Genomic DNA, 21,951 nt, shown 5'->3' on the forward strand with positions numbered 1-21,951 from the left:
GCGACCTAACGTCGTCGGACCGCCGCCCCTGGTGGGAGTTCAAAGGCGAACGTTAGGTGTTCCACTCATGCTGACCATCCTCGGCTTCACCATGATCGCGACCTTCCTGGTCCTGATCATGCTGAAGAAGATGTCGCCGATCGCGGCGCTCGTGCTGATACCGGCGCTGTTCTGCGTCTTCGTCGGAAAGGGCGCCAAGCTTGGCGACTACGTCATCGACGGCGTCACCAGCCTCGCGCCCACCGCGGCGATGCTCATGTTCGCGATCGTCTACTTCGGTGTGATGATCGACGTGGGTCTCTTCGACCCGATCGTGCGGGGGATCCTCAAGTTCTGCAAGGCGGATCCGCTGCGCATCGTCGTCGGTACGGCGGTCCTCGCCGCGATCGTCTCCCTGGACGGCGACGGCTCGACCACCTTCATGATCACGGTCTCGGCGATGTACCCGCTGTACAAACGCCTCAAGATGAGCCTCGTCGTGATGACCGGTGTCGCCGCGATGGCCAACGGCGTGATGAACACGCTCCCTTGGGGCGGCCCCACCGCCCGCGCCGCGACCGCCCTCAAGGTCAGCGCCAGCGACATCTTCGTCCCGATGATCCCGGCTCTCGCCGTGGGCATGCTGGCGGTTCTCCTCCTCTCGTACGTCCTCGGCCGCCGTGAGCGCAAGCGGCTCGGCGTGCTCACGCTGGACGAGGTGCTGGAGCCGCAGGAGGCCGAGACGGTGCTCGTGGGTGCCGGCGGCGACCAGCAGGGCCGGGCGGGCGGCAAGCAGGCCGGTACCGGCGGTGAGGGCACCGACAAGCAGGCGCCGACGGGCGGTTCGGGCTCCGGCACGGACGCGGACGCCGAACTCCCCGACGAGGACGGCGAGGACGACGGTTTCCAGGGCCTCGACCCCGACCGCGCCACCCTGCGCCCCAAGCTCTATTGGTTCAACGCGCTGCTCACGGTCACCCTGCTCACCGCCATGATCATGGAGTTGCTGCCGATCCCGGTCCTCTTCCTGCTCGGTGCCGCGCTCGCCCTGACCGTCAACTTCCCCCACATGCCCGACCAGAAGGCCCGCCTCGGCGCCCACGCCGAGAACGTCCTCAACGTCTCAGGCATGGTCTTCGCCGCCGCCGTCTTCACCGGCGTCCTCCAGGGCACCGGCATGGTCGACCACATGGCCACCTGGCTGGTCGACAACATCCCCGACGGCATGGGCCCGCACATGGCCTTCGTGACCGGCGTGCTCAGCATCCCGCTCACGTACTTCATGTCGAACGACGGCTTCTACTTCGGTATCCTCCCCGTCCTCGCCGAGGCCGGCCAGGCGCACGGCGTCTCCTCCCTGGAGATCGCCCGCGCCTCCCTCGTCGGCCAGCCGCTGCACATGTCGAGCCCGCTCGTGCCCGCCGTGTACGTCCTGGTCGGCATGGCCAAGGTCGAGTTCGGCGACCACACCAGGTTCGTCGTCAAGTGGGCCGCCCTGACATCACTGGTGGTGCTCGGGGCAGGAATCCTGTTCGGCATCATCTGACCCACGGGACAAGGGACCTCGTCATGGCGCCCGGCAGGAACCGCGGCTGGCTGCTCCGCCTCGTCATCGCCTTCAGCTTCACGCAGGGGGCGGTGTCGATGGCCCGTCCGGCCGTCTCCTACCGGGCCCTCGCGCTCGGCGCGGACGAGCGGGCGATCGGCGTCATCGCGGGCGTGTACGCGCTGCTCCCGCTGTTCGCCGCCGTACCGCTCGGCCGCCGCACCGACCACGGCCGCTGCGCACCGCTCCTGCCCGTCGGCGTGGTCCTGATCTCCGGCGGCTGCGCGCTCAGCGGACTGGCCAACTCCCTCTGGGCGATGGCGATGTGGAGCGGGGTGATGGGCCTGGGCCACCTCTGCTTCGTGATCGGCGCCCAGTCGCTCGTCGCCCGCCAGTCCGCCCCGCACGAACAGGACCGCAACTTCGGCCACTTCACCATCGGCGCCTCCCTCGGCCAGCTCATCGGCCCCATCGCCGCGGGCGCCCTGATCGGCGGCTCCGACATGGCCGGCACCAGCGCGCTCGCCCTCCTCGTCGCGGGCGCGGGCGCCGCCGTGTCGTTCACGTCGCTGTGGCGCATCGAGGACCGTACGACCGTCAAGTCCCGTACGGAGCAAGGCGAACGCGTGCCCATGCGCAGCATCCTGGGCGCCCGGGGCGTCCCCGCGGGCATCTTCGTCAGCCTCTCCGTGCTGTCCGCGACCGACATCCTCACCGCCTACCTCCCGGTGGTCGGCGAGCACCGGGGCATCGCGCCCGCCGTGATCGGCATACTGCTCAGCATCCGCGCGGCGGCCACCATCGCGTGCCGACTGGTCCTGACCCCGCTGCTCCAACTCCTGGGCCGGGCCGCGCTGTTGACCGCGACCTGTCTCCTGGCGGGCGTCCTGTGCGCGGGCATCGCACTGCCGCTCCCGGTGTGGGCCATCGGCCTGATGCTCGCGATCCTGGGCTTCTGCCTCGGAGTCGGCCAGCCCCTCTCCATGACGACGGTCGTGCAGGCCGCCCCCGACGACGCCCGCTCCACCGCCCTCGCCCTACGGCTCACCGGCAACCGCCTCGGCCAGGTCGCCGCACCCGCAGGCGCCGGTCTCGTCGCCGGAGTCGCTGGCGTGGCCGCGCCGTTCGTGATGCTCGGCGCGCTGCTGGTGCTGTCGGCGGGGGTCGCGCTGCGCTCACCGGCGAGAACGTCCCGGGACGCGGCCGGAGTCGGCGACACCTTGAAGGCGCGCAACCGGGTTCGGTGAAGCGGTACATGGCCTGAACGCGATCGTCCGTTTTCTCACCACCCGGACCGACACGCCCGATCCCGTCCGGTCTCTTCCCCCGGGCGTGCGCATTCCGTTAGCTTCCGTGACTCACAAGCCTCGTACGACCCGTACGAGGTGATCGGACCGCGGAGCACCGTCGCCCAAGTGAGCCCCCGGGGGCACTCGTCATGACACGCGCCATCTCCCTGCACGACGTGAGCAAGGCCTACACGCGAGGCGTCCGCGTGGTGGACCGGTTGTCGCTGGACATCGCGCCGGGGGAGTTCCTCGTCCTGCTCGGGCCGTCCGGGTGCGGCAAGTCGACGGTGCTGAGAATGATCGCCGGTCTGGAGCAGATCACCGAGGGCGAGTTGAGGCTCGACGGCGAGTACTCCAACGAACTCGCCCCCTCCGAACGGGACATAGCGATGGTGTTCCAGAACTTCGCCCTCTACCCGAGCATGACCAGCCGCGACAACATCGGTTTCCCGCTGCGCATCGAGACCCCCGGCGAGGACCCGCGCGCCCGCGTGGACGCCACCGCCCGCATGCTGGGCATCGAGGACCTCCTGGAACGCTTCCCCGGCCAGCTCTCCGGCGGCGAACGCCAGCGCGTCGCCATGGGCCGCGCCATCGCCCGTCACCCCTCCGCCTTCCTGATGGACGAGCCGCTCTCCAACCTCGACGCCAAACTCCGCAACCACCTGCGCGCCGAAATCTCCTCCCTCACCCGCAAGTTGGGCGTCACCACGGTCTACGTCACCCACGACCAGGCCGAGGCCATGTCGCTGGGCGACCGGGTCGCCGTCCTGCGCGGCGGAATCCTCCAGCAGGTCGGCACCCCCCGCTCGGTGTACGCCCTGCCCCGCAACGTCTTCGTCGCCGCCTTCATCGGCACCCCGCGCATCAACCTCCTGCGCGGCCTGGTCCGGGCCCCGTTGGACGGCGCGATGACCATCAGCCTCGGCAAGCAGTACCTCCGGCTGCCCGAACCCCTGTGCCTGGACCACCAGTTGCTCCGCGTCCAACAGGGCCGCGAGGTCATCGTCGGCCTGCGCTCCGAGGCCGTACGCATCGCCAAGCCCGCCGCCGCCCGCCCCGGCGAGGTGGCCATCAGCGGCCTCGTCGAGCACGTCGAGTTCCAGGGCCACGAGGTCCTCGTCCACTTCAACACCGGCTCCCGGCCCGCCCTCGTACCGGAGTTGGAGGCCCCGCGCCCCGCCCGCCCGGTCCGTCGCCGTAGACGCGAGGGCGGCGTCCTGGGCCGGCTGCGGGAACGCGTGGGCCTGCTGCGCGCCGGCCCTGTGGTGGTCCTGGACCACTCGGCGGACGCGCAGGCGGATCCCGTACCGCCCGAGGGCCGCCTCCCCGGCGACCTCGTCGTCCGCACCACCCCCGACATCGAACTCCGCCACGGCATGCAGGTCCCGCTCCTCGTCGACATAGCCCACCTGTTCGTCTTCGACCAGCACGGCGAACGGATCTCACCCGCCCCGGCGCGGCTGCCCGACCTGGAGGAGTGACGCCCGGTACGGATAAGGGCATGAACGTGCACTTCACCCGAAACCGGGCAGCTCTCGCGATCGCCGGCCTCCTCCTGGCCGCCGCAGCCCCCACCGCCTACGCGAGCCTTGATACGGAAACCGCTCCCGCGCCGACGCGCGGAACGCCGTACGTCGAGACGCAGCTCTTCTTCGGTACCGAGCGGCCGGACGGTGGACCGGCCGTCACCGACCGGCAGTTCATGGCCTTCGTCGACAAGGAGGTCACGCCCGACTTCCCGGACGGGCTCACCGTGCAGAACGGGCGCGGGCAGTGGCGGGACGCGAACGGGCGGATCGAGAAGGAGCGGTCGTACGAGCTGATCCTGCTGTATCCGGTGGCGGCGGCGGGCGCGAACGACCGCAAGATCGAGGAGGTCCGGCGGGCGTACGAGAAGGCCTTCGCGCAGGAGGCGGTCGGCCGGGTGGACGACCGGACCCGGGCCGATTTCTGAGGTGTCCGCGCGTCCGTGACCCGGGGTCCCTGGCGCCGGAAAACTAACATCGCTAGTTTGTGAGGCGGACGACGTAGTCACGCCCGGGAGGCAGCACGATGAAGGCACACGACGGCATGTACATCGACGGCGCCTGGCGCCCCGCCGCGGGCGGGGAGACCATCGACGTGGTGAACCCGGTCGACGAGCAGGTGATCGACCGCGTCCCGGCCGGTACCGCCGAGGACGTCGACGCCGCCGTACGGGCCGCCCGTGCCGCCCTCCCGGGCTGGGCCGCGACCCCGCCCGCCGAACGCGCCGCGCGGCTGGCGGCTCTGCGGGACGTGCTCGTGTCCCGCAAGGACGAGATCGCCGAGACGGTCACCGCCGAACTCGGCTCCCCGCTCGCCTTCTCGCAGGCCGTCCACGCGGGCGTGCCGATCGCGGTAGCGGGCTCGTACGCCGAACTCGCCGCGACCCACGCCTTCGAGGAGAAGGTCGGCAACTCGACGGTCTACCAGGAACCGATCGGCGTGGTCGGCGCGATCACCCCCTGGAACTACCCCCTCCATCAGATCGTCGCCAAGGTCGCCCCCGCCCTCGCGGCAGGCTGCACGGTGGTGCTGAAGCCCGCCGAAGACACCCCGCTCACCGCCCAGTTGTTCGCCGAGGCGGTCGACGAGGCGGGCATCCCGGCCGGCGTCTTCAACCTCGTCACCGGCCTCGGCCCGGTCGCCGGCCAGGCCCTCGCCGAGCACCCGGGCGTCGACCTGGTCTCCTTCACCGGCTCCACGGCGGTGGGCCGCCGGATCGGCGCGACAGCCGGTGCCGCCGTCAAGAAGGTCGCCCTCGAACTGGGCGGCAAGTCCGCCAACGTCATCCTGCCGAGCGCCGACCTCGCCAAGGCCGTCAACGTCGGCGTCGCCAACGTGATGTCCAACTCCGGCCAGACATGCAGCGCTTGGACCCGCATGCTCGTCCACCGGGACCAGTACGACGAGGCGGTGGAGCTGGCCGCAACGGCCGCCGCCAAGTACGGCGACCGCATCGGCCCGGTCGTGAACGCCAAACAGCGGGCGAGGGTGCGGAGTTACATCGAGAAGGGTGTCGCGGAAGGCGCGCGGCTGGTGGCGGGCGGCCCCGAATCCCCGTCCCCGCAGGGCTACTTCATCAGCCCGACCGTCTTCGCCGACGTCACCCCCGACATGACGATCGCGCAGGAGGAGATCTTCGGCCCGGTCCTCTCGATCCTCCGCTACGACGACGAGGACGACGCCGTCCGCATCGCCAACGGCACGGTCTACGGTCTGGCGGGCGCGGTGTGGGCGGGTGACGAGGCCGAAGCGGTCGCGTTCGCACGCCGGTTGGAGACCGGGCAGGTGGACATCAACGGCGGACGGTTCAACCCCCGTGCCCCGTTCGGGGGTTACAAGCAGTCGGGCGTGGGCCGGGAACTCGGTGCGCACGGGCTGTCCGAGTACCTCCAGACCAAGTCCCTTCAGTTCTAGACCCGTCAGGAGTCCTCGCATGGTTCGCGCCGCCGTACTGCCCGCCGTGGGCGCCCCGTTGGAGATCGCCGAGATCGACCTCCCGGACCCCGGCCCCGGCCAGGTCCGCATCCGCCTCGCCGCCGCCGGGGTCTGCCACTCCGACCTGTCCCTGACCAACGGCACGATGCGCGTGCCGGTCCCCGCGGTCCTCGGCCACGAGGGTGCGGGCACGGTCGTAGCCGTAGGAGAAGGCGTCACCCACGTCTCACCCGGCACTTCGGTCATCCTCAACTGGGCTCCGTCCTGCGGCACCTGCCACGCCTGCACGCTCGGCGAGGTCTGGCTCTGCGCCAACGCCCTCAACGGCGCCGCCGACGTCTACGCCCACCGCGCCTCCGACGGCAGCGACCTCCACCCCGGCCTGAACGTCGCGGCGTTCGCCGAGGAGACGGTCGTACCGGCGTCTTGTGTCCTGCCCCTACCGGACGGAATCCCGTTGACGGACGCGGCCCTCCTCGGCTGCGCCGTCCTCACCGGCTACGGGGCGATCCACCACTCGGCGCAGGTACGGGAGGGCGAGACGGTCGCCGTCTTCGGTGTCGGCGGAGTCGGCCTCGCCACCCTCCAGTCGGCCCGGATCGCGGGCGCCACGACGATCGTCGCCGTCGATGTCTCCCCGGAGAAGGAGGAGTTGGCGCGCGCGGCCGGGGCGACGGACTATGTGGTCGCCTCCGAGAACACGGCCCGAGAGATCCGCGCCCTCACCGGAAAACAGGGTGTGGACGTCGCCGTCGAATGCGTCGGCCGCGCGGTCACCATCCGCACCGCCTGGGAGTCCACCCGCCGCGGCGGCCGCACCACGGTCGTCGGCATCGGGGGCAAGGACCAGCAGGTCACCTTCAACGCCCTCGAACTCTTCCACTGGGGACGGACGTTGAGCGGCTGCGTCTACGGCAACTCCGACCCGGCGAAGGACCTGCCGGTACTCGCCGAGCACGTCCGGGCCGGCCGCCTGGACCTGGGCGCGCTGGTGACGGAACGGATCGCGCTGGACGGGATTCCGGCGGCGTTCGAGAACATGGTGGCGGGGAAGGGCGGACGGGCGCTGGTGGTGTTCTGAACGCCCTTGTCTACGGCACCTGTTCGGGCTGCGGCTCAGTGGCAGCCGCGGCCCGCTCCGCCTTCGCCCGGGGCCGGGACCGCGACACCGCCACGCCCGCCAGACACAGCACCCCGCCCGCCAGCGTGAGCAGCCCCGGCACCTCGCCGAGCACCAGCCACGACATCAGGACGACCAGCGCGGGCACGGCGTACGTGGTCGCGCCCATCTTGCTGGCGGTCGTCCGGGCGAGGGCGTATGCCCACGTAGTGAAGGCGAGGGCGGTCGGGAAGACGCCCAGGTAGACCATGTTGAGGGTGGCGGAGACGGGCGCGTCGGCCGCCTGGTGGATGAGCTGTCCGGCGAACGGCAGGCACATCACGGCCCCGACGAGGCACCCGAACGTCGTCGCCTGGAGCGCGCTCGCCCGGGCGAGGGCCGGTTTCTGGGCGACGACCCCGCCGGCGTACGCGACCGCCGCGAGCAGACACAGCGCCACACCGAGCACGGACGAACCGCCGTTGCCCGACATCGACAGCCCCACGGTCACCGCACCGGCGAACGACACCCCCATCCCCGCGAGCAGCCGCGGCGGCATCGCGTCCCCGAGCAGCCGTGAGCCGAGCAGGGCGATGAGAATCGGCCCGATGTTCACGACGAGGGCAGCGGTACCGGCGTCGACCTGCTGCTCGCCCCAGTTCAGGACGACCATGTAGAAGCCGAACCACAGCACGCCCGAGATCGCGATCCCCCGCCAGGCGGACCGCGGTGGCACCCCCGACCGCCGTACGAGCGAGATCACGCCCAGCGTCAACGCCCCGCTCGCCAGCCGCCCCAGCGCCAGCGCGCCCGGCGAGTAGGCGGACCCCGCACTCCGGATGGAAACGAACGCGGAGGCCCACAGCACGACGGTGACGACAGCGGCTGCGGCGGCTGCCCGTTCGGTACGGAGGAGGGATTTTGTCATGTCCCGAGGTTAGGCGGCGACGCGCATGCACCGCTGGCGGAAATCGGACGCGGTCGTCGGGGCGAGGATGTGATGCCTGTGGGGTCAGAATTATTGCCTGCGAGGCTTGACGAGGGTCTTGCTCTGCGGGCAGAGTCCGGAACACGTGCCGACACGTACCGACGCGTATCGACAGGTGAGGACGGGTCCGATGAGCCACCACTCCGTACCGAAGCAAGCGCATCGCCTGTGGTCGACCGAGCACGAGCCCGTGCTGGAGGTCGAGGACGGCGACACCGTGTCGTTCGACCTCACCGAGGCCACGGACGGACAGTTCGACCCGACGTCGACCGTCGAGGCAGTAGCCGGTTTCGACTGGGACCGCGTCTATCCACTCGCCGGACCCGTCACGGTCAAGGACGCCGAACCGGGCGATGTCCTGGAGGTGGAGTTCCTGGAACTGCGGTCGGTCGACTGGGGCTGGACGGCCGTACTCCCGGGGCTGGGCCTGCTCAGCGAGGACTTCCCCGACGCACACCTCCACCTGTGGGACCTGACCGGCGGAGACACGGCCAACTTCCTCGACGTGGCCGACATCCCAATCCGCCCCTTCTGCGGGGTGGTTGGGGTCTGCCCGGACGTCACCGAACCCCAAAGCGTCCTCCCGCCGGGCCACTTCGGCGGCAACGTCGACTGCCGGGACCTGGTCGTCGGCACCAAGCTCTACCTCCCGGTCCAGGTACCCGGCGCCCGCCTCAGCCTCGGCGATCCCCATGCGGCCCAGGGCGACGGCGAGTTGTGCGTGAGCGCGATCGAGGCGTCCTTGTCGGGCGCGGCAAGGATCCGCCTGCACAAGGGCCGACGGATAGCGGCCCCTCAATTCGAGACAGCGGGCCCCCTCCGCACGGACACCGACCGAGCCGGCCACTACGCCACGATGGGCGTGGCCCCCGACCTCATGCGAGCCGCCCAGGACGCAACCCGCGCCATGATCGACCACCTGGCCACCCGCTACGGCCTCGCCCCGATCGACGCCTACGTCCTGTGCAGCGTCGCCGTAGACCTGAGAATCACAGAGGTGGTGGACGCCCCGAACTGGATCGTCTCGGCGTACCTACCGAAGGCGATCCTCCGCGCACTTTGAGACAGGGGGTGCGCTTCGAAGGGGCGCGGGGCTGTATCGACATGCGGCTCCGCCGCGCGGGCGCACCCAGCCACAACGCAGCGGCACTCGGCACACCACAGAGCCCCCACCCCCATAGCCGCCCCTACCGACCGGCCACTTCCGAGAACTGCCCCGCCAACCCCTCCAGCAGCGCAGCAAGCCCCGTCTCAAAGGCCCGCTCATCCACCTTCTCCTGCTGCTCGGCAAGAAGATGGGCCTGCCCAAGATGCGGATAGTCGGCGGGATCGTACGCACTCTCGTCGTCCACGAAACCCCCGGCGAACGACCCCAGCGCGGACCCCATGATGAAGTACCGCATCAACGCCCCGATGGACGTGGCCTGAGCCGGAGGCCACCCCGCGTCGACCATCGCTCCATACACCGCGTCAGCAAGCCGCAACCCAGCCGGCCGCCGCCCCGGCCCCGTCGCAAGAACCGGCACGATGTTCGGATGATCGCGCAGAGCGGACCGATAGGACACGGCCCAGTCGTGCAGCGCGGTACGCCAGTCCCGCCCGTCCTCGAACATCGACAGGTCGACCTGCGCGCTCACCGAGTCCGCGACCGCCTCCAGGATCTGGTCCTTCGTGCGGAAGTGGTTGTACAGCGAGGGCCCGCTCACCCCCAGCTCCGCGGCGAGCCGACGCGTGGACACGGCCGCGAGGCCCTCCGCGTCCACCAGTACGCGGGCCGTCTCGACGATCCGGTCGGTGCTGAGGAGGGGCTTGCGCGGTCGGGCCATGGCGCACATAGTAGGGCTGCGCGACCGAAACTAGCAGTGCTAATTTAAATGTGCGGTTCTTCTCCGTACGGCTTTCGACTTGGGGTGACGTGCCATGAACCTGGAGCTCAGCGAGGAGCAGGAGGCCGTACGGCGGCTCGCCAACGACTTCGTGGACCGCGAGGTCGCCCCGCACGTCATCGCCTGGGACCGCGCCGAGGAGGTCGACCGCTCGATCGTCAAGAAGCTCGGCGGGGTCGGCTTCCTGGGGCTCACCGTCGACGAGGAGTACGGCGGCTCGGGCGGTGACCATCTCGCGTACTGCCTGGTCACCGAGGAGCTCGGGCGCGGGGATTCCTCCGTGCGCGGCATCGTCTCCGTGTCACTCGGGCTGGTCGCGAAGTCGATCGCCGGCTGGGGGAGCGAGGAGCAGAAGCGGCGCTGGCTGCCGGGGCTCACCTCCGGCGAGTACGTCGGCTGCTTCGGCCTCACCGAACCCGGCACCGGCTCCGACGCGGGCAACCTCACCACCCGGGCGGTCCGGGACGGCGACGACTACGTCATCAACGGCACCAAGATGTTCATCACGAACGGGACTTGGGCCGATGTGGTGCTCCTGTTCGCGCGCTCGACCGACGCCCCCGGACACAAGGGCGTCTCCGCCTTCCTCGTGCCGACCGACACCCCCGGCCTGACCCGCCGCACCATCCACGGCAAGCTCGGCCTGCGCGGCCAGGCCACCGCCGAACTCGTCCTCGAAGACGTCCGTGTCCCCTCCTCCACGATGCTCGCTCCCGAGGGCAAGGGCTTCTCGGTCGCCATGTCGGCTTTGGCGAAGGGCCGGATGTCGGTCGCGGCGGGCTGTGTCGGCATCGCCCAGGCCGCACTCGACGTGGCCGTCCGCTACGCCGGTGAGCGCGAGCAGTTCGGCAAGTCCATCGCCCACCACCAGCTCGTCCAGGAACTGATCAGCGACATCGCCGTCGACGTGGACGCGGCCCGCCTGCTGACCTGGCGGGTCGCCGACCTCATCGACCGCGGGCTCCCCTTCGCCACCGAGTCCTCCAAGGCCAAGCTCTTCGCCTCGGAGGCGGCCGTCCGCGCCGCGAACAACGCGCTCCAGGTCTTCGGCGGCTACGGCTACATCGACGAGTACCCGGCCGGAAAGCTGCTGCGCGACGCCCGCGTGATGACCCTCTACGAGGGCACCAGCCAGATCCAGAAACTGCTCATCGGGCGTGCGCTGACGGGCGTTTCGGCGTTCTGAGGCCGTTCTTCCCGATGAAGGCCCTTTCTGAGTACGCGAGTTGAGTATCCGCACGGATGCCGTGGGGGCCGTATCCGCCGATGCTTCTCCCCATGAGCGAAGCATCGGGCAAACCGCAGAACACGGCCGCCTTCTACGGCCAGGCCGTCGCCTCCTTCTCCGTCGCCATCGCGGCGACCGCCATCGGCATCTTCAAGCTGCACGCCGACGCCTGGGTACGGGCCTTCCTCGCGATCGCCGTCCTGTATCTGGTCACCTCCTCCTTCACCCTCGCCAAGGTGATCCGGGACCGGCAGGACGCGGCGCGTACCACCTACAACCCGTTCGAAAAGCTCTGAGCGGGGAGACTAAGCGCTCGCTCAGGTTCGGCGGTATGGTGGACCTCTTGTCACCGAGAGGGGTTCACGAGCGATGAGTACGGCGGAGGAGACGACCGCGGGCGACCCGCAGGCCTGGGCAGAGGTCACGCCCGACGCGGCCCGGCGACTGCTGATCGCCGCCGTGGAGGCCTTCGCCGAGCGCGGCTACCACGCGACGACCACCCGGGACATCGCCGGCCGCGCCGGGATGAGCCCGGCCGCGCTCTACATCCACTACAAGACCAAGGAAGAGCTGCTCCACCGCATCAGCAGGATCGGCCACGAGAAGGCCCTGGACATCCTGCGTACGGCGGCGGGGCGCGAGGGCAGTGCCGCCGAGCGGCTCGCGGACGCCGTGAGCTCCTTCGTGCGCTGGCACGCGGGCGGGCGTACCACCGCGCGGGTCGTGCAGTACGAGCTCGACTCGCTCGGCCCGGACGCCCGTGCCGAGATCCTCGCGCTGCGCCGGCAGGTCGACGCCGAGGTGCTCGGGATCGTCGAGGACGGGGTGGCGGACGGCTCCTTCGACGTGCCGGACGTCAAGGGCACGACCCTCGCGATCCTGTCGCTGTGCATCGACGTGGCACGCTGGTTCAGCCTCGACGGCCCGCGGACGCCCGACGAGGTCGGCGCGCTCTACGCCGACCTCGTGCTGCGGATGGTGGGGGCCAAGTAGCCGCCGCCGTGCGGGGGTTGTGCCGCTCAGAGGTAGTAGCGCGACACCGACTCGGCCACGCACACCGGCTTGTCGCCGCCCTCGCGTTTCACGGTGAAGGCGACGGTCACCTGGACGCCGCCCGGTACGTCGTCGACGCCGGTGACCTTCGCGGTGGCGCGCAGCCGGGAGTCGACCGGGACCGGGGCGGGGAAACGGACCTTGTTCGTCCCGTAGTTGACGCCCATCGTCACGCCCTCGACCTTGATCAGCTGCGGTCCGAAGAGCGGGAGCAGCGACAGGGTGAGGTAGCCGTGCGCGATGGTCGTCTTGAAGGGGCCGGCCGCCGCCTTCTCCGGGTCCACATGGATCCACTGGTGGTCGCCCGTCGCGTCCGCGAACAGATCGATCCGCTTCTGGTCGATCTCCAGCCAGTCGGTGTGCCCCAACTGCTCACCGACCGCCGCCCGCAGGTCGTCGACGGAGGTGAAGATCCTCGGCTCTGCCATGTCCTGTCCCGGCCTCTCGCGTCATCCAGCGTCATCGCATGTCTAAGCAACTGCTTAGCATGGTCGGATGCGGGACCGCTGTCAACGGACCGCGGGTGTGACGCGATGGGTAGGCTCTGACAGGTGCCTCAGATCCCCGAGAAGATCCACGAGCTGACTGTCGGCCAACTCGCCGCACGCAGCGGAGCCGCCGTCTCCGCCCTGCACTTCTACGAGGCCAAGGGCCTGATCAGCAGCAGCCGCACCACGGGCAACCAGCGCCGGTACACCCGTGACACCCTGCGCCGGGTCGCCTTCGTGCGGGCCGCCCAGCGCGTCGGCATCCCGCTGGCCACCATCCGCGAGGCGCTCGCCGAACTCCCCGAGGAACGCACCCCGACCCGCGAGGACTGGGCGCGCCTCTCCGAGGCCTGGCGCTCCGAACTCGACGAACGCATCAAGCAGCTCAACCGCCTCCGCGACCACCTCACCGACTGCATCGGCTGCGGCTGCCTGTCTCTGGCGACCTGCGTCCTCTCCAACCCGGACGACGTGGTCGGCGAACGGGGCGCGGGTTCACGCCTGATGACGGAACCGGGGGAGCGCCGCAAGGGCCGCGCCCCTCGGGACCGGGACCGGGACCGGGGTCCGGAGCCCGAGGCGCGCGACTGAGCGTGGTGCTCACTCGTACTCGGTGCCGCCCTTCCGCGTCAGATACGCCGGGCTGACGGCCTTGGCGATCGCCCGTCCACCGGTCACCGCGCTGTACCGCTCCGCCGCCGGACGGATCACGACCCCCTCGCGCAGATGCAGCCCCCGCCCGGACACGGTCTCCCGCCCGCTGGCGACCTCCAGCACCCGCTCGATGTCGTACGGCCCCTCGTACAGCCGTGGCACCAACGGCAGCTCCCCGTCAAGGAGTTCAGCCGGGTCCAGCCACCGGACGACACCGTCGATCTCGGCGGACACGTCGAACACGGCGTACCCGAGCGTCTCGCGCCGCCCGTCGGCGCCGTACGTCAGGTCCTGCACGCCCGCGCCGTACACCTCGCCGAAGATCCCGACCCGGCGCGCACCGAGCCGCTCGGCGAGACGGGCGGCGGCCTCGGGGACACCGTGGCCGCGGACGGCTCGCCAGTACAGGTTGCGCGGATCCTCCTTCAGGGCAAGGGACTTGGCGCCGAAGCCTTTCGAGGAGACCTGCACGCGGTCGCCCTCGGTGTCGCCCTCGTCTGCGCCCGAATCCTCGGCGAAGTAGGTCAACAGGCAGGCGGAGCCGTGCAGTTTCTCGGTCAGGACCACAGCCTCGCCCGGTTCGAATATCCCGGGAAACCGCTGGATGTTCTCGATGTCGACCCAGGGCAGCAGATCGGGCGCGTGCTCGACGTCACCGTCCATCGTGGGCGGGATCGGCGGCACCCACTTGACGATGCCGAGCCGCTCCGCGAAATCGGTACCGTCCAGGGCGGCCCGGACCAGATCGACGTCCGAGAGGGCCTTCGGCCGGCACACGATGCCCTGCGACAGCTCACCGCGCAGCCGCACCGCCCTGACCCGGTCGGAGTTGCTCCCCGCGAGACGCCCGGTGAGCCCCAACTCCTCGATCAGGTCGGCCGGGAGCACGGACTGCTCGGGGATGTAGACGGCGGTCTCACCGGTGCGGAACGCGCCCTTGGCGACAACGGCCCGGTACAGCCCGACCTGGGCCAGCTCAAGGGCGTCGGCGTTCGGGTGTTCATGGACGGTCAGCACTTCGGCGGTGACGCGCAGCGTCGACATCGGGACTCCTCGTTCCGGTTCCGGGGGTCGTACTCAGGTGTGTTTCATCGCCCCCAACTGTCCTGATCGGAAAGGGGTGGAGCGACCGGATTAGCGGCTGCTAGCGTCGGGATTCCTCCAGCACGTCCTCCTCGCCCTGTGCCCTACGCCGAGCGCTGGGCCCACCCGTACTGGACCAGCGCCTCGGCGACCAACTGAGCGTTGGACAGCGCCCGTTCGCCGTTCGGCAGGAACAGCGTGTCCTCCAGGCCTATGCGCGTCGCGAGGCCCAGGCGTCCCGCGAGCCGGAGTACCGGCCAGGCGCCGGCGTCCTCGCCGTGCAGCAGTACCGGGCGGCCGTGGGCGGAGTCGAGGTCGGAGAGGAGGGCGCGCGCGGTCGCTTCGGCCGTGTTCTCGTCCGGGTCCGTCACCTCAGCCAGGACCCGCAGCACCTTCGAGCGGAGCGGTGAGACGGTGAACCGGGCGGCGCCGTCCGTGCCGGACCAGATGCCCGCCTCCACACCTACGCCCCGGTCCAGCAGCGCCGTCGCGACCTCCTCGGCACCCGGCTCGTGCCAGTTGACCGAGGCGTGGTCGGGCAGGACCGTCCAGTTCCGCACCCGCTCCACCCGTGCCGCAGGGTCCGGTTCGGCCCAGGCGCCCGTGGTCACGCCGACCGGCACGGGTACCCGCGTCCGTATCGCGTCCAGCGTCACCGCGAGGACGCGCGGCGACAACGTGTCATGTCCGCAAGGGGACTTGGGATGAAGGTGGACATCCGTGGCCCCCGCCGCGACAGCCTCGACCACGGAGTCGGCCAACGCCCCGGGCGAGACCGGCACCATCCAGCCGTCGGCGACCCCACGGGCCCCGTTGAGACAGACCTGCACCATGCCTCGATGGTGTCACCCGCCACTGACAACGGGCGCCCGCCGGCCGACCCCCGATCCTCCTCATCCCCAGACCCACCGAATCCCCACCCGGCAAGGCCCCGCCCCCAGCGCCACCGCGTGCACCGACCCCGACGCGTCCACCCGGAGCCGTTGCTCGCGTGGTCGCGCGGCGCGGGGATGGGGATCGAGGCCGTTCGTGCGGAAGGAGTAACACGTGCGCGGCAGGCACTCCTTCGCGAAGCGGACCTCCAGGAGGTGTTCGCGCGTCGGGACGTGGATCGTGGTCTCGGCGCGCTGGGAGTACGGACGTGGGTCGCGGTGCTCGACCGTGTAGTCGACGATCACGGTCTCACCGCGCGCCAAGGGGCTGTCGAAGAGCAACTCGGCCGCCACCAGGCCCTCTTCGGGGAGTTCGACAACCGTGCCGAGCCGGGCCGGCGCCCCCAGTCGGAAGTACGGCAGCGTGCCCGGCGCATCGAGGCGGTACAGGGCGATCCAGCGGTCCGCGCCGTCCGCCTCGGCGCGCGGCAGGCGTCGGCTGGTCATCGAGCGGACGCGGCGGTCGGCGTCCACGTCCACACGGTTGTGGCAGCTGAGCCGGGTCAGGCTGTCGTCCCAGCGGGTGTCCAGCACGGCGAGGGCGGCGGTGAGGTCATGGTGGTCCGACCAGGCCCGGGCGAGACCGGGGTGGTCGCCGTCCGGTGGCAGCCAGCGGCCCCTCGGCCGGGGAGGTGCTGCCCGCCTCCGAGAGCGCGTACTCCGGTGTCACGGTCAAGGGCGGCGACAAGTTCACCGCGACGGTGACCTACAGCGGGTCGACCTTCGCCATGACCCTCGCCGACTCCACCGAGGGCTGGACGAAGACGACGACGCACGCCGGCTCGTCCGGCTTCAAGAACGCCTCCGCCGAGGTCGTCGCCGAGGCGCCCGAGGTCGGCGGCTCGGTCGCGAGCCTCGCCAACTTCGGCACCGTGAACTTCACCGGCGCCAAGGCCAACGGCAGCAACCTGGACACCTACTCGCCGAACGAGATCGTCATGACGAAGAGCAGCAGCTCCGCCGTACGGGCGCAGCCGGGCTCGATCTCCGGCGGCAGCTTCTCCGACGTCTGGAAGGCCAACTGACGCGTTCCGCAGTGATCCCCGAGGCTGTCGACGCGTCCGCGTCGGCAGCCTCGGCCTTTGCGCGCGCACATCACGTACGCGGTTCGGCAGCGCCCCCGAAGGGGCGCGAGGAACTGCGCGCCCAGCCCCCACCGGCCCGCACTTCAGCACCGTTCTTCAAGCGGAGCGCTCACGCTGACATCAGCAGCCGTCCGCGCCTGGCGTACGCCAGGGCCTCGGGCGTGAGCACCGGACGCGGTACGACGATGCCGCAGTCCGTGCAGACCGGGCCCGAGGAGGGTTCGTGGGCCAGGTCGTACTTCCACAGGAGGCGCTCCCCGGCGCACACCGGGCACACGGAACCCGGTTCGCGCTCCAGGGCGGCGATCAGCCGTCGCAGCACCTCGGCCAGTGGCTCATGGGGGTGGAGGCGTGGGTCGTCGCACCAGGCGACGCCGAAGCCGCCCCAGGTCAGCCGGTGCCAGTCGTCCACGGTGCCCGGGCGGCGGAGCCCGTCGTGCTTCTCCTTCTTGCGGCGTTCGGCGAACCCGACCTCGTAGGCGAGCCAGACCTTGCGCGCTTCCTCCAGCTCGTCCAGTGCGGCCACGAGCCGCGCCGGGTCGGGGGAGCGGTCCTCGGGTCCGAACCCGGCCCGGGAGCTCAAGTGGTCCCACGTCGCCCTGTGCCCGTAAGGGGCGAACCGCTCAAGGCATTTGCGCAGCGAGTAGCGCCGCAGCGCCAGATCGCACCGAGGGTCTCGCACCTGTCTCGCCAGACTCCGGAAACCGGCCATCGCCCTGCACCTCCGTCACACCTGCACCTGTACTTCGGTCACCTCGGCGTCGTCGAACGGACGTCGCCGAATAGACGTATCGACAAGCGATTTGGCTCCATCCGATTTCCGATGACCCCCATAAGCCACTTGCCCCGATCCAAAACTTGACGCATGTTCATCTTCAATCTCGGGGATACCGGCGGTAACGTCCCGCACCACCCCCCGTCGGTAGGAGCTGTCATGCCACGGCGCACCCCGCGTAACTTGCTCGACAGACTGAGAACTCCCGGCAGATTCCCCGGGTTCCTGAAGGCCGCATCCGTATGCGCCCTCATTGCCGCCCTTTTGTCTCCTCTTGCCCAGGGGACGGCCGCGGCGGCGACCGCCTCGAACGACTACTGCGGCGGCCAGTGCTCGGACATCCTTCCGGCCGGCGAGAACGGCAACGCCACCCTCGCCCAGATCCTCCTGAACCAGGCCTTCGGCGTGCAGCCCTCGCATGCCGAGGACCAGCTCGGGCCGTATGCCAACCTGGCCACCGGCGCCGCGACGCTGACCGACGCGAAGATCAACAACTTCTTCAACGACGCGTCGTTCGGGGTCGCATCCGACCAGGTCGCCTCGACCGAGAACCCGAGCGGTCGCACGGACGTGACGATCGTCCGCGACAAGAAGACCGGTGTGCCGCACATCACAGGCACCACGCGCTACGGCACCGAGTACGGCGCCGGATACGCGGCCGCCGAGGACCGGCTGTGGCTGATGGACGTCTTCCGGCACGTCGGACGCGGTCAGCTGACCACCTTCGCGGGCGGTGCGGCCTCCAACCAGGGCCTTGAGCAGGAGTTCTACCGCAACGCGCCCTACACCGAGGCCGATCTGCAGTCCCAGATCGACAACGCCGTCGCCAACAACGGCGCCCGCGGCCAGCAGGCACTCGCCGACGCCAACGCCTATCTGGCCGGCATCAACTCCTACATCGACGCCTCGGACAGCGGTCGTTACTTCCCCGGCGAGTACGTCCTCACCGGCCACAAGGACTCGATCACCAACGCGGGCACGATCGACCACTTCAAGATCACCGACCTGGTCGCACTCGCCTCCGTCATCGGCACGCTCTTCGGCTCCGGCGGTGGCGGCGAGGTCAACAACGCGCTGTCGCTGATCGCCGCCCAGTCCAAGTACGGGGTGGAGGAGGGCACGAAGGCCTGGGAGTCGTTCCGCGAGCGCAACGATCCCGAGGCCGTGGTCACCGTCCACAACGGCGAGAGCTTCCCGTACGCCACCAAGCCCACCACCGCCGTGGGCGAGGCCATGCCCGACGCCGGCTCGGTGGTCCAGCAGCCACTGGTCTACGACGCCACCGGCACCGGAGCCGGCGCGAGCGCCACCGCCGCGTCCAAGGCGGCGGCAACGACCGCCCTCAGCTCGGCCAAGCGCGGCATGTCCAACGCCCTTGTGGTGAGCGGCAAATACACCGCGAGCGGCCATCCGATCGCCGTCTTCGGACCCCAGACCGGTTACTTCGCACCGCAGTTGCTCATGCTCCAGGAGATCCAGGGCCCGGGCATCAGCGCCCGCGGCGCCTCCTTCGCGGGCCTGAGCATGTACGTCGAACTCGGCCGCGGCCAGGACTACTCGTGGAGCGCGACCACCTCCGGCCAGGACATCATCGACACCTACGCCGTCGAACTGTGCACGGACGACTACCACTACCTCTTCCACGGCACCTGCACCGCCATGGACGAGGTCGACCAGGCCAACTCCTGGAAGCCCACCACCGCCGACGGCACCGCGGCGGGGTCGTACACGATGAAGGTCTGGAAAACGAAGTACGGGCCGGTCGAATACAGAGCGACGGTCGGCGGCAAAAAGGTCGCCTACACCACCCTGCGCTCGTCCTACATGCACGAGGCCGACTCGATCATCGGCTTCCAGATGCTCAACGACCCGGACTACGTGAAGAGTCCGCAGACCTTCCAGACCGCGGCGCAGCACATCAACTTCACGTTCAACTGGTTCTACGCCGACTCCCAGCACACCGCGTACTACAACAGCGGTGACAACCCGGTCCGCGCGAGCGGTGTCGACGCCGAGTTCCCGGTGTGGGGGCAGTCGACCTACGAGTGGAAGAACTGGGACCCGACCACCAACACCGCCGACTACACACCGGCGTCCCAGCACCCCAACTCCATCGACCAGGACTACTACATCTCCTGGAACAACAAACAGGCCGACGACTACACCACCGCCTCCTGGGGCGACGGTTCGGTCCATCGAGGCAATCTGCTCGACGACCGCGTCAAGAAACTGGTCGCGGCGGGCGGTGTCACCAGAACCGCGCTGGTGAAGGCGATGTCGGACGCCTCCCTCGAAGATCTGCGGGCCGAGGACGTCCTGCCGAAACTCCTCCAGGTCATCAACAGCTCCACGGTGACCGACACCACGGCAGCGGCGGCGGTCAGCAAACTGTCCGCGTGGGTCACGGCGGGCGCCAAACGCACCGAGACGTCGGCCGGTTCGAAGACCTACGCCAACGCCGACGCGATCCGCATCCTGGACGCGTGGTGGCCGGCCCTCGTGCAGGCCGAGTTCCAACCGGGCCTCGGCACCGACCTGTACACGGCCTTCACCAACAACCTGTACATCGACGAGACACCGTCGGCCGCACACGGCCCGACCGGCGCACACGCCGGTAGCTCCTTCCAGTACGGCTGGTGGAGCTATGTCGACAAGGACATCAGGGCGGTGCTGGGGCAGACCGTGCAGGGCGGCCTCGACCAGAAGTACTGCGGCGGCGGCAGCCTCAGCGCCTGCCGGGACGTCCTGATCAGCACCCTGAAGACCGCGGCCGGCCAGACGGCGGCCCAGGTCTACCCGGGCGACACCCTGTGCTCGGCGGGCGACCAGTGGTGCGCCGACTCGATCGTCCAGCGGACGCTCGGCGGCATCAAGCACTCCAACATCAGTTGGCAGAACCGGCCCACCTTCCAGCAAGTGGTGGAGTACACGTCACACCGGTGACGCCGATGCTGCGGCGGGCCGGACGATCCGGCCCGCCGCCAGCACCACCCGGGCGAGTTCGGGATGCACGATGTCGCCGTGCGCGCCCGTCGGCGGATCGCCGTGACACACCACCGCACTGGTGTCGACGTTCACACAACCCGACGCAGGCAGTGGGGAGTTGAGGGCGTCGGCCAGGTTCAGTGAGTGGGTGCCCGGCACCGCCCGCACCCCGTCGTGGCCCATCGCGCCCCACTTGTCGCCCAGTACCCGGCCGATGTCGACGGCGGCGAACGAGCAGTCGTCGTCCGCCATCCGCGAGGCCAGCGGGTAGATCGTGCCGAGCGCCGAGTCGCAGTGCGAGTAGCAGCACACCAACGGCCCGTCGACGCGGTTCTGCTGGCCCTGCAGCACACCTCCGGTACGCGGGTCGTCCGGCAGCCGGGCCGCGAACGCGTAGTGGGAGAAGGCCCCTTGGAGCAGCGTCACCGACTTGACCGAGTGCACTCCCTCGGGCAGACCCCGGAGCGCGAACGACACCAGACGCCCGCCGAAGCTGTGCCCCACGAGATGCACCCGCACCTCCGGCGCCACCGCCGCGAGCCGCCCGATCGCCGGGCCGAGACCCCGCTCACCGACCGTGCCCGCGCGTCTCTTCATCGCGAAGTAGGCCGCCTGCCGCAGCAGCTCCCGCGCACCCTTCCACGGGTTCGACAGCGCGAACTCCGTTACCGGGCCCGGAGATTGCGGGGCCGCGAGGTGGGCCAGCGCCTGCGCGAACTGCTCGCACACCTCGGCCGTGCAGCCGACGGCGAACATCCGCGGCTCGCACTGCGGCACTCCCTCCGCCAGCGTGTCCGCACCGAACAACGCCTGCGGCCCCGGCGGCACCACCTCCACCAGCGTCCGCACCAGCCGCCCGAACTCCTCCAACTCGGCGTCCTGGGACGGCTGTTGGTCCAGCATCCGGGCGATCTGGTCGATCACCGGCGCCTTGCCGGGGAAGGCGTCGAGGAGCGCGTGCCGGGTGTCGGCGTCGAGCGCGGGAGACGCCGCCGGCTCGGAGGCGGCCACGGCCAATGGTTGTGCCGCGGCCACGGCCGACCGCGAGAAATCCGGAATCGGCTGGTCCGGGAACTCCATGGATGGCCAGATGACGCCTACGTACCCGATCGCGGCCTTGGGCGCGAGGCGCGGAATCGGGGCGAAGAAGCGGCTGTAGAGCCGGGTCGCGCCGGCGCGTTGGTTGTTCCACCCGTGCGAGAAGACGATCAGGTCGGCGACCCCGCGCTGCCGCACCTCGCGCAGCAGCCGGTCGCGTTCTCCCTGGTCGACGTCCCCGTCGGCGTCGAAGGTCAACTCCCAGTAGGGACTCACGCTCATCGCCGGATCCGCCATGACCGGCCTCCTTGTTCCCCGTAGTGGTGCGATGTGGGCGCATCGTCCCGCTACCGGTGAAGATTGGCCATACGTCGCGAG

Annotated in this window: 21 protein-coding genes; 13 read left to right on the forward strand and 8 right to left on the reverse strand. The window is 70.1% G+C overall.

Annotated elements, in window-relative coordinates; genetic code table 11:
• Window positions 1-67: 67 nt before the first annotated feature.
• From ACFWP5_RS05975 to ACFWP5_RS06000, 6 genes are all read left to right on the forward strand, one after another.
• Window positions 68-1,525, forward strand: a complete 1,458-nt coding sequence (locus ACFWP5_RS05975; protein ID WP_384150856.1) for a CitMHS family transporter — start codon at window positions 68-70, stop codon at window positions 1,523-1,525.
• A 23-nt stretch (window positions 1,526-1,548) separates the two neighbouring features.
• Window positions 1,549-2,772, forward strand: coding sequence for an MFS transporter (locus tag ACFWP5_RS05980; RefSeq protein WP_384150859.1), 1,224 nt, complete (start codon window positions 1,549-1,551; stop codon window positions 2,770-2,772).
• 191 nt (window positions 2,773-2,963) lie between these two features.
• Window positions 2,964-4,298 (forward strand): ABC transporter ATP-binding protein, encoded by a 1,335-nt coding sequence (locus ACFWP5_RS05985; RefSeq protein ID WP_384150862.1) that lies wholly within the window; start codon window positions 2,964-2,966, stop codon window positions 4,296-4,298.
• Window positions 4,299-4,318: 20 nt separating this feature from the next.
• Window positions 4,319-4,771, forward strand: a complete 453-nt coding sequence (locus ACFWP5_RS05990; RefSeq protein ID WP_384150865.1) for a DUF3574 domain-containing protein — start codon at window positions 4,319-4,321, stop codon at window positions 4,769-4,771.
• Between the two features lie 98 nt (window positions 4,772-4,869).
• Window positions 4,870-6,258, forward strand: a complete 1,389-nt coding sequence (locus ACFWP5_RS05995) for an aldehyde dehydrogenase family protein (RefSeq protein ID WP_384150868.1) — start codon at window positions 4,870-4,872, stop codon at window positions 6,256-6,258.
• 19 nt (window positions 6,259-6,277) lie between these two features.
• Window positions 6,278-7,360, forward strand: a complete 1,083-nt coding sequence (locus tag ACFWP5_RS06000) for a Zn-dependent alcohol dehydrogenase (protein WP_384150871.1) — start codon at window positions 6,278-6,280, stop codon at window positions 7,358-7,360.
• 10 nt (window positions 7,361-7,370) lie between these two features.
• Here ACFWP5_RS06000 and ACFWP5_RS06005 read toward each other — a convergent pair whose 3' ends face one another.
• The gene (locus ACFWP5_RS06005) at window positions 7,371-8,306 is read right to left on the reverse strand and encodes a DMT family transporter (RefSeq protein WP_384150874.1); all 936 of its coding nucleotides are present in this window, start codon (window positions 8,304-8,306) and stop codon (window positions 7,371-7,373) included.
• A gap of 190 nt (window positions 8,307-8,496) precedes the next feature.
• Between ACFWP5_RS06005 and ACFWP5_RS06010 the strand changes: the two genes are divergently transcribed.
• The gene (locus ACFWP5_RS06010; protein WP_384150877.1) at window positions 8,497-9,429 is read left to right on the forward strand and encodes an acetamidase/formamidase family protein; all 933 of its coding nucleotides are present in this window, start codon (window positions 8,497-8,499) and stop codon (window positions 9,427-9,429) included.
• 124 nt (window positions 9,430-9,553) lie between these two features.
• On the opposite strand, the gene ACFWP5_RS06015 is transcribed toward ACFWP5_RS06010, so the two are convergent.
• Window positions 9,554-10,192, reverse strand: coding sequence for a TetR/AcrR family transcriptional regulator (locus tag ACFWP5_RS06015; RefSeq protein ID WP_384150880.1), 639 nt, complete (start codon window positions 10,190-10,192; stop codon window positions 9,554-9,556).
• A gap of 94 nt (window positions 10,193-10,286) precedes the next feature.
• On the opposite strand from ACFWP5_RS06015, the gene ACFWP5_RS06020 reads away from it, so the two are divergent.
• From ACFWP5_RS06020 to ACFWP5_RS06030, 3 genes are all read left to right on the forward strand, one after another.
• Window positions 10,287-11,438 (forward strand): acyl-CoA dehydrogenase family protein, encoded by a 1,152-nt coding sequence (locus tag ACFWP5_RS06020; protein ID WP_384150883.1) that lies wholly within the window; start codon window positions 10,287-10,289, stop codon window positions 11,436-11,438.
• Window positions 11,439-11,530: 92 nt separating this feature from the next.
• Window positions 11,531-11,776 carry a YiaA/YiaB family inner membrane protein gene (locus tag ACFWP5_RS06025; protein ID WP_019059193.1) on the forward strand — a complete coding sequence of 82 codons (246 nt, stop codon included), beginning with the start codon at window positions 11,531-11,533 and terminating at the stop codon, window positions 11,774-11,776.
• Window positions 11,777-11,849: 73 nt separating this feature from the next.
• Window positions 11,850-12,473, forward strand: coding sequence for a TetR/AcrR family transcriptional regulator (locus ACFWP5_RS06030; protein WP_384150886.1), 624 nt, complete (start codon window positions 11,850-11,852; stop codon window positions 12,471-12,473).
• Between the two features lie 26 nt (window positions 12,474-12,499).
• Here the strand turns inward: ACFWP5_RS06030 and ACFWP5_RS06035 are convergent, their stop codons facing one another.
• Window positions 12,500-12,961, reverse strand: coding sequence for a MaoC family dehydratase (locus ACFWP5_RS06035; RefSeq protein WP_384150888.1), 462 nt, complete (start codon window positions 12,959-12,961; stop codon window positions 12,500-12,502).
• 123 nt (window positions 12,962-13,084) lie between these two features.
• Between ACFWP5_RS06035 and soxR the strand changes: the two genes are divergently transcribed.
• Window positions 13,085-13,612: a redox-sensitive transcriptional activator SoxR gene (soxR, locus tag ACFWP5_RS06040; RefSeq protein WP_384150891.1), complete on the forward strand. Its 528-nt coding sequence runs from the start codon at window positions 13,085-13,087 to the stop codon at window positions 13,610-13,612.
• Between the two features lie 9 nt (window positions 13,613-13,621).
• Here soxR and ACFWP5_RS06045 read toward each other — a convergent pair whose 3' ends face one another.
• The 3 genes from ACFWP5_RS06045 to ACFWP5_RS06055 all read right to left on the reverse strand — a co-directional run bounded on the left by ACFWP5_RS06045 (window position 13,622) and on the right by ACFWP5_RS06055 (window position 16,224).
• Window positions 13,622-14,719, reverse strand: a complete 1,098-nt coding sequence (locus ACFWP5_RS06045; protein WP_384150893.1) for an RNA ligase (ATP) — start codon at window positions 14,717-14,719, stop codon at window positions 13,622-13,624.
• 143 nt (window positions 14,720-14,862) lie between these two features.
• Complete coding sequence (locus tag ACFWP5_RS06050; RefSeq protein ID WP_384150896.1) at window positions 14,863-15,591, reverse strand: 3-keto-5-aminohexanoate cleavage protein; 729 nt, start codon at window positions 15,589-15,591, stop codon at window positions 14,863-14,865.
• Between the two features lie 60 nt (window positions 15,592-15,651).
• On the reverse strand, window positions 15,652-16,224 hold the full coding sequence (locus ACFWP5_RS06055) for a hypothetical protein (protein ID WP_384150899.1): 573 nt from the start codon (window positions 16,222-16,224) through the stop codon (window positions 15,652-15,654).
• Between the two features lie 68 nt (window positions 16,225-16,292).
• On the opposite strand from ACFWP5_RS06055, the gene ACFWP5_RS06060 reads away from it, so the two are divergent.
• Window positions 16,293-16,715: a G1 family glutamic endopeptidase gene (locus ACFWP5_RS06060; RefSeq protein ID WP_384150902.1), complete on the forward strand. Its 423-nt coding sequence runs from the start codon at window positions 16,293-16,295 to the stop codon at window positions 16,713-16,715.
• Window positions 16,716-16,884: 169 nt separating this feature from the next.
• Here ACFWP5_RS06060 and ACFWP5_RS06065 read toward each other — a convergent pair whose 3' ends face one another.
• A complete protein-coding gene (locus ACFWP5_RS06065) occupies window positions 16,885-17,487 on the reverse strand; it encodes a hypothetical protein (protein WP_020684195.1) in 603 nt (200 codons plus the stop codon).
• A gap of 222 nt (window positions 17,488-17,709) precedes the next feature.
• Between ACFWP5_RS06065 and ACFWP5_RS06070 the strand changes: the two genes are divergently transcribed.
• On the forward strand, window positions 17,710-20,493 hold the full coding sequence (locus tag ACFWP5_RS06070; protein ID WP_384150907.1) for a penicillin acylase family protein: 2,784 nt from the start codon (window positions 17,710-17,712) through the stop codon (window positions 20,491-20,493).
• Here the strand turns inward: ACFWP5_RS06070 and ACFWP5_RS06075 are convergent.
• Window positions 20,482-21,870: a serine-threonine protein kinase gene (locus ACFWP5_RS06075; protein WP_384150909.1), complete on the reverse strand. Its 1,389-nt coding sequence runs from the start codon at window positions 21,868-21,870 to the stop codon at window positions 20,482-20,484. The two genes, ACFWP5_RS06070 and ACFWP5_RS06075, sit on opposite strands and share 12 nt — an antisense overlap.
• Between the last annotated feature and the right edge of the window lie 81 nt (window positions 21,871-21,951).

Source organism: Streptomyces sp. NPDC058469, assembly GCF_042721125.1.
Classification (GTDB): domain Bacteria; phylum Actinomycetota; class Actinomycetes; order Streptomycetales; family Streptomycetaceae; genus Streptomyces.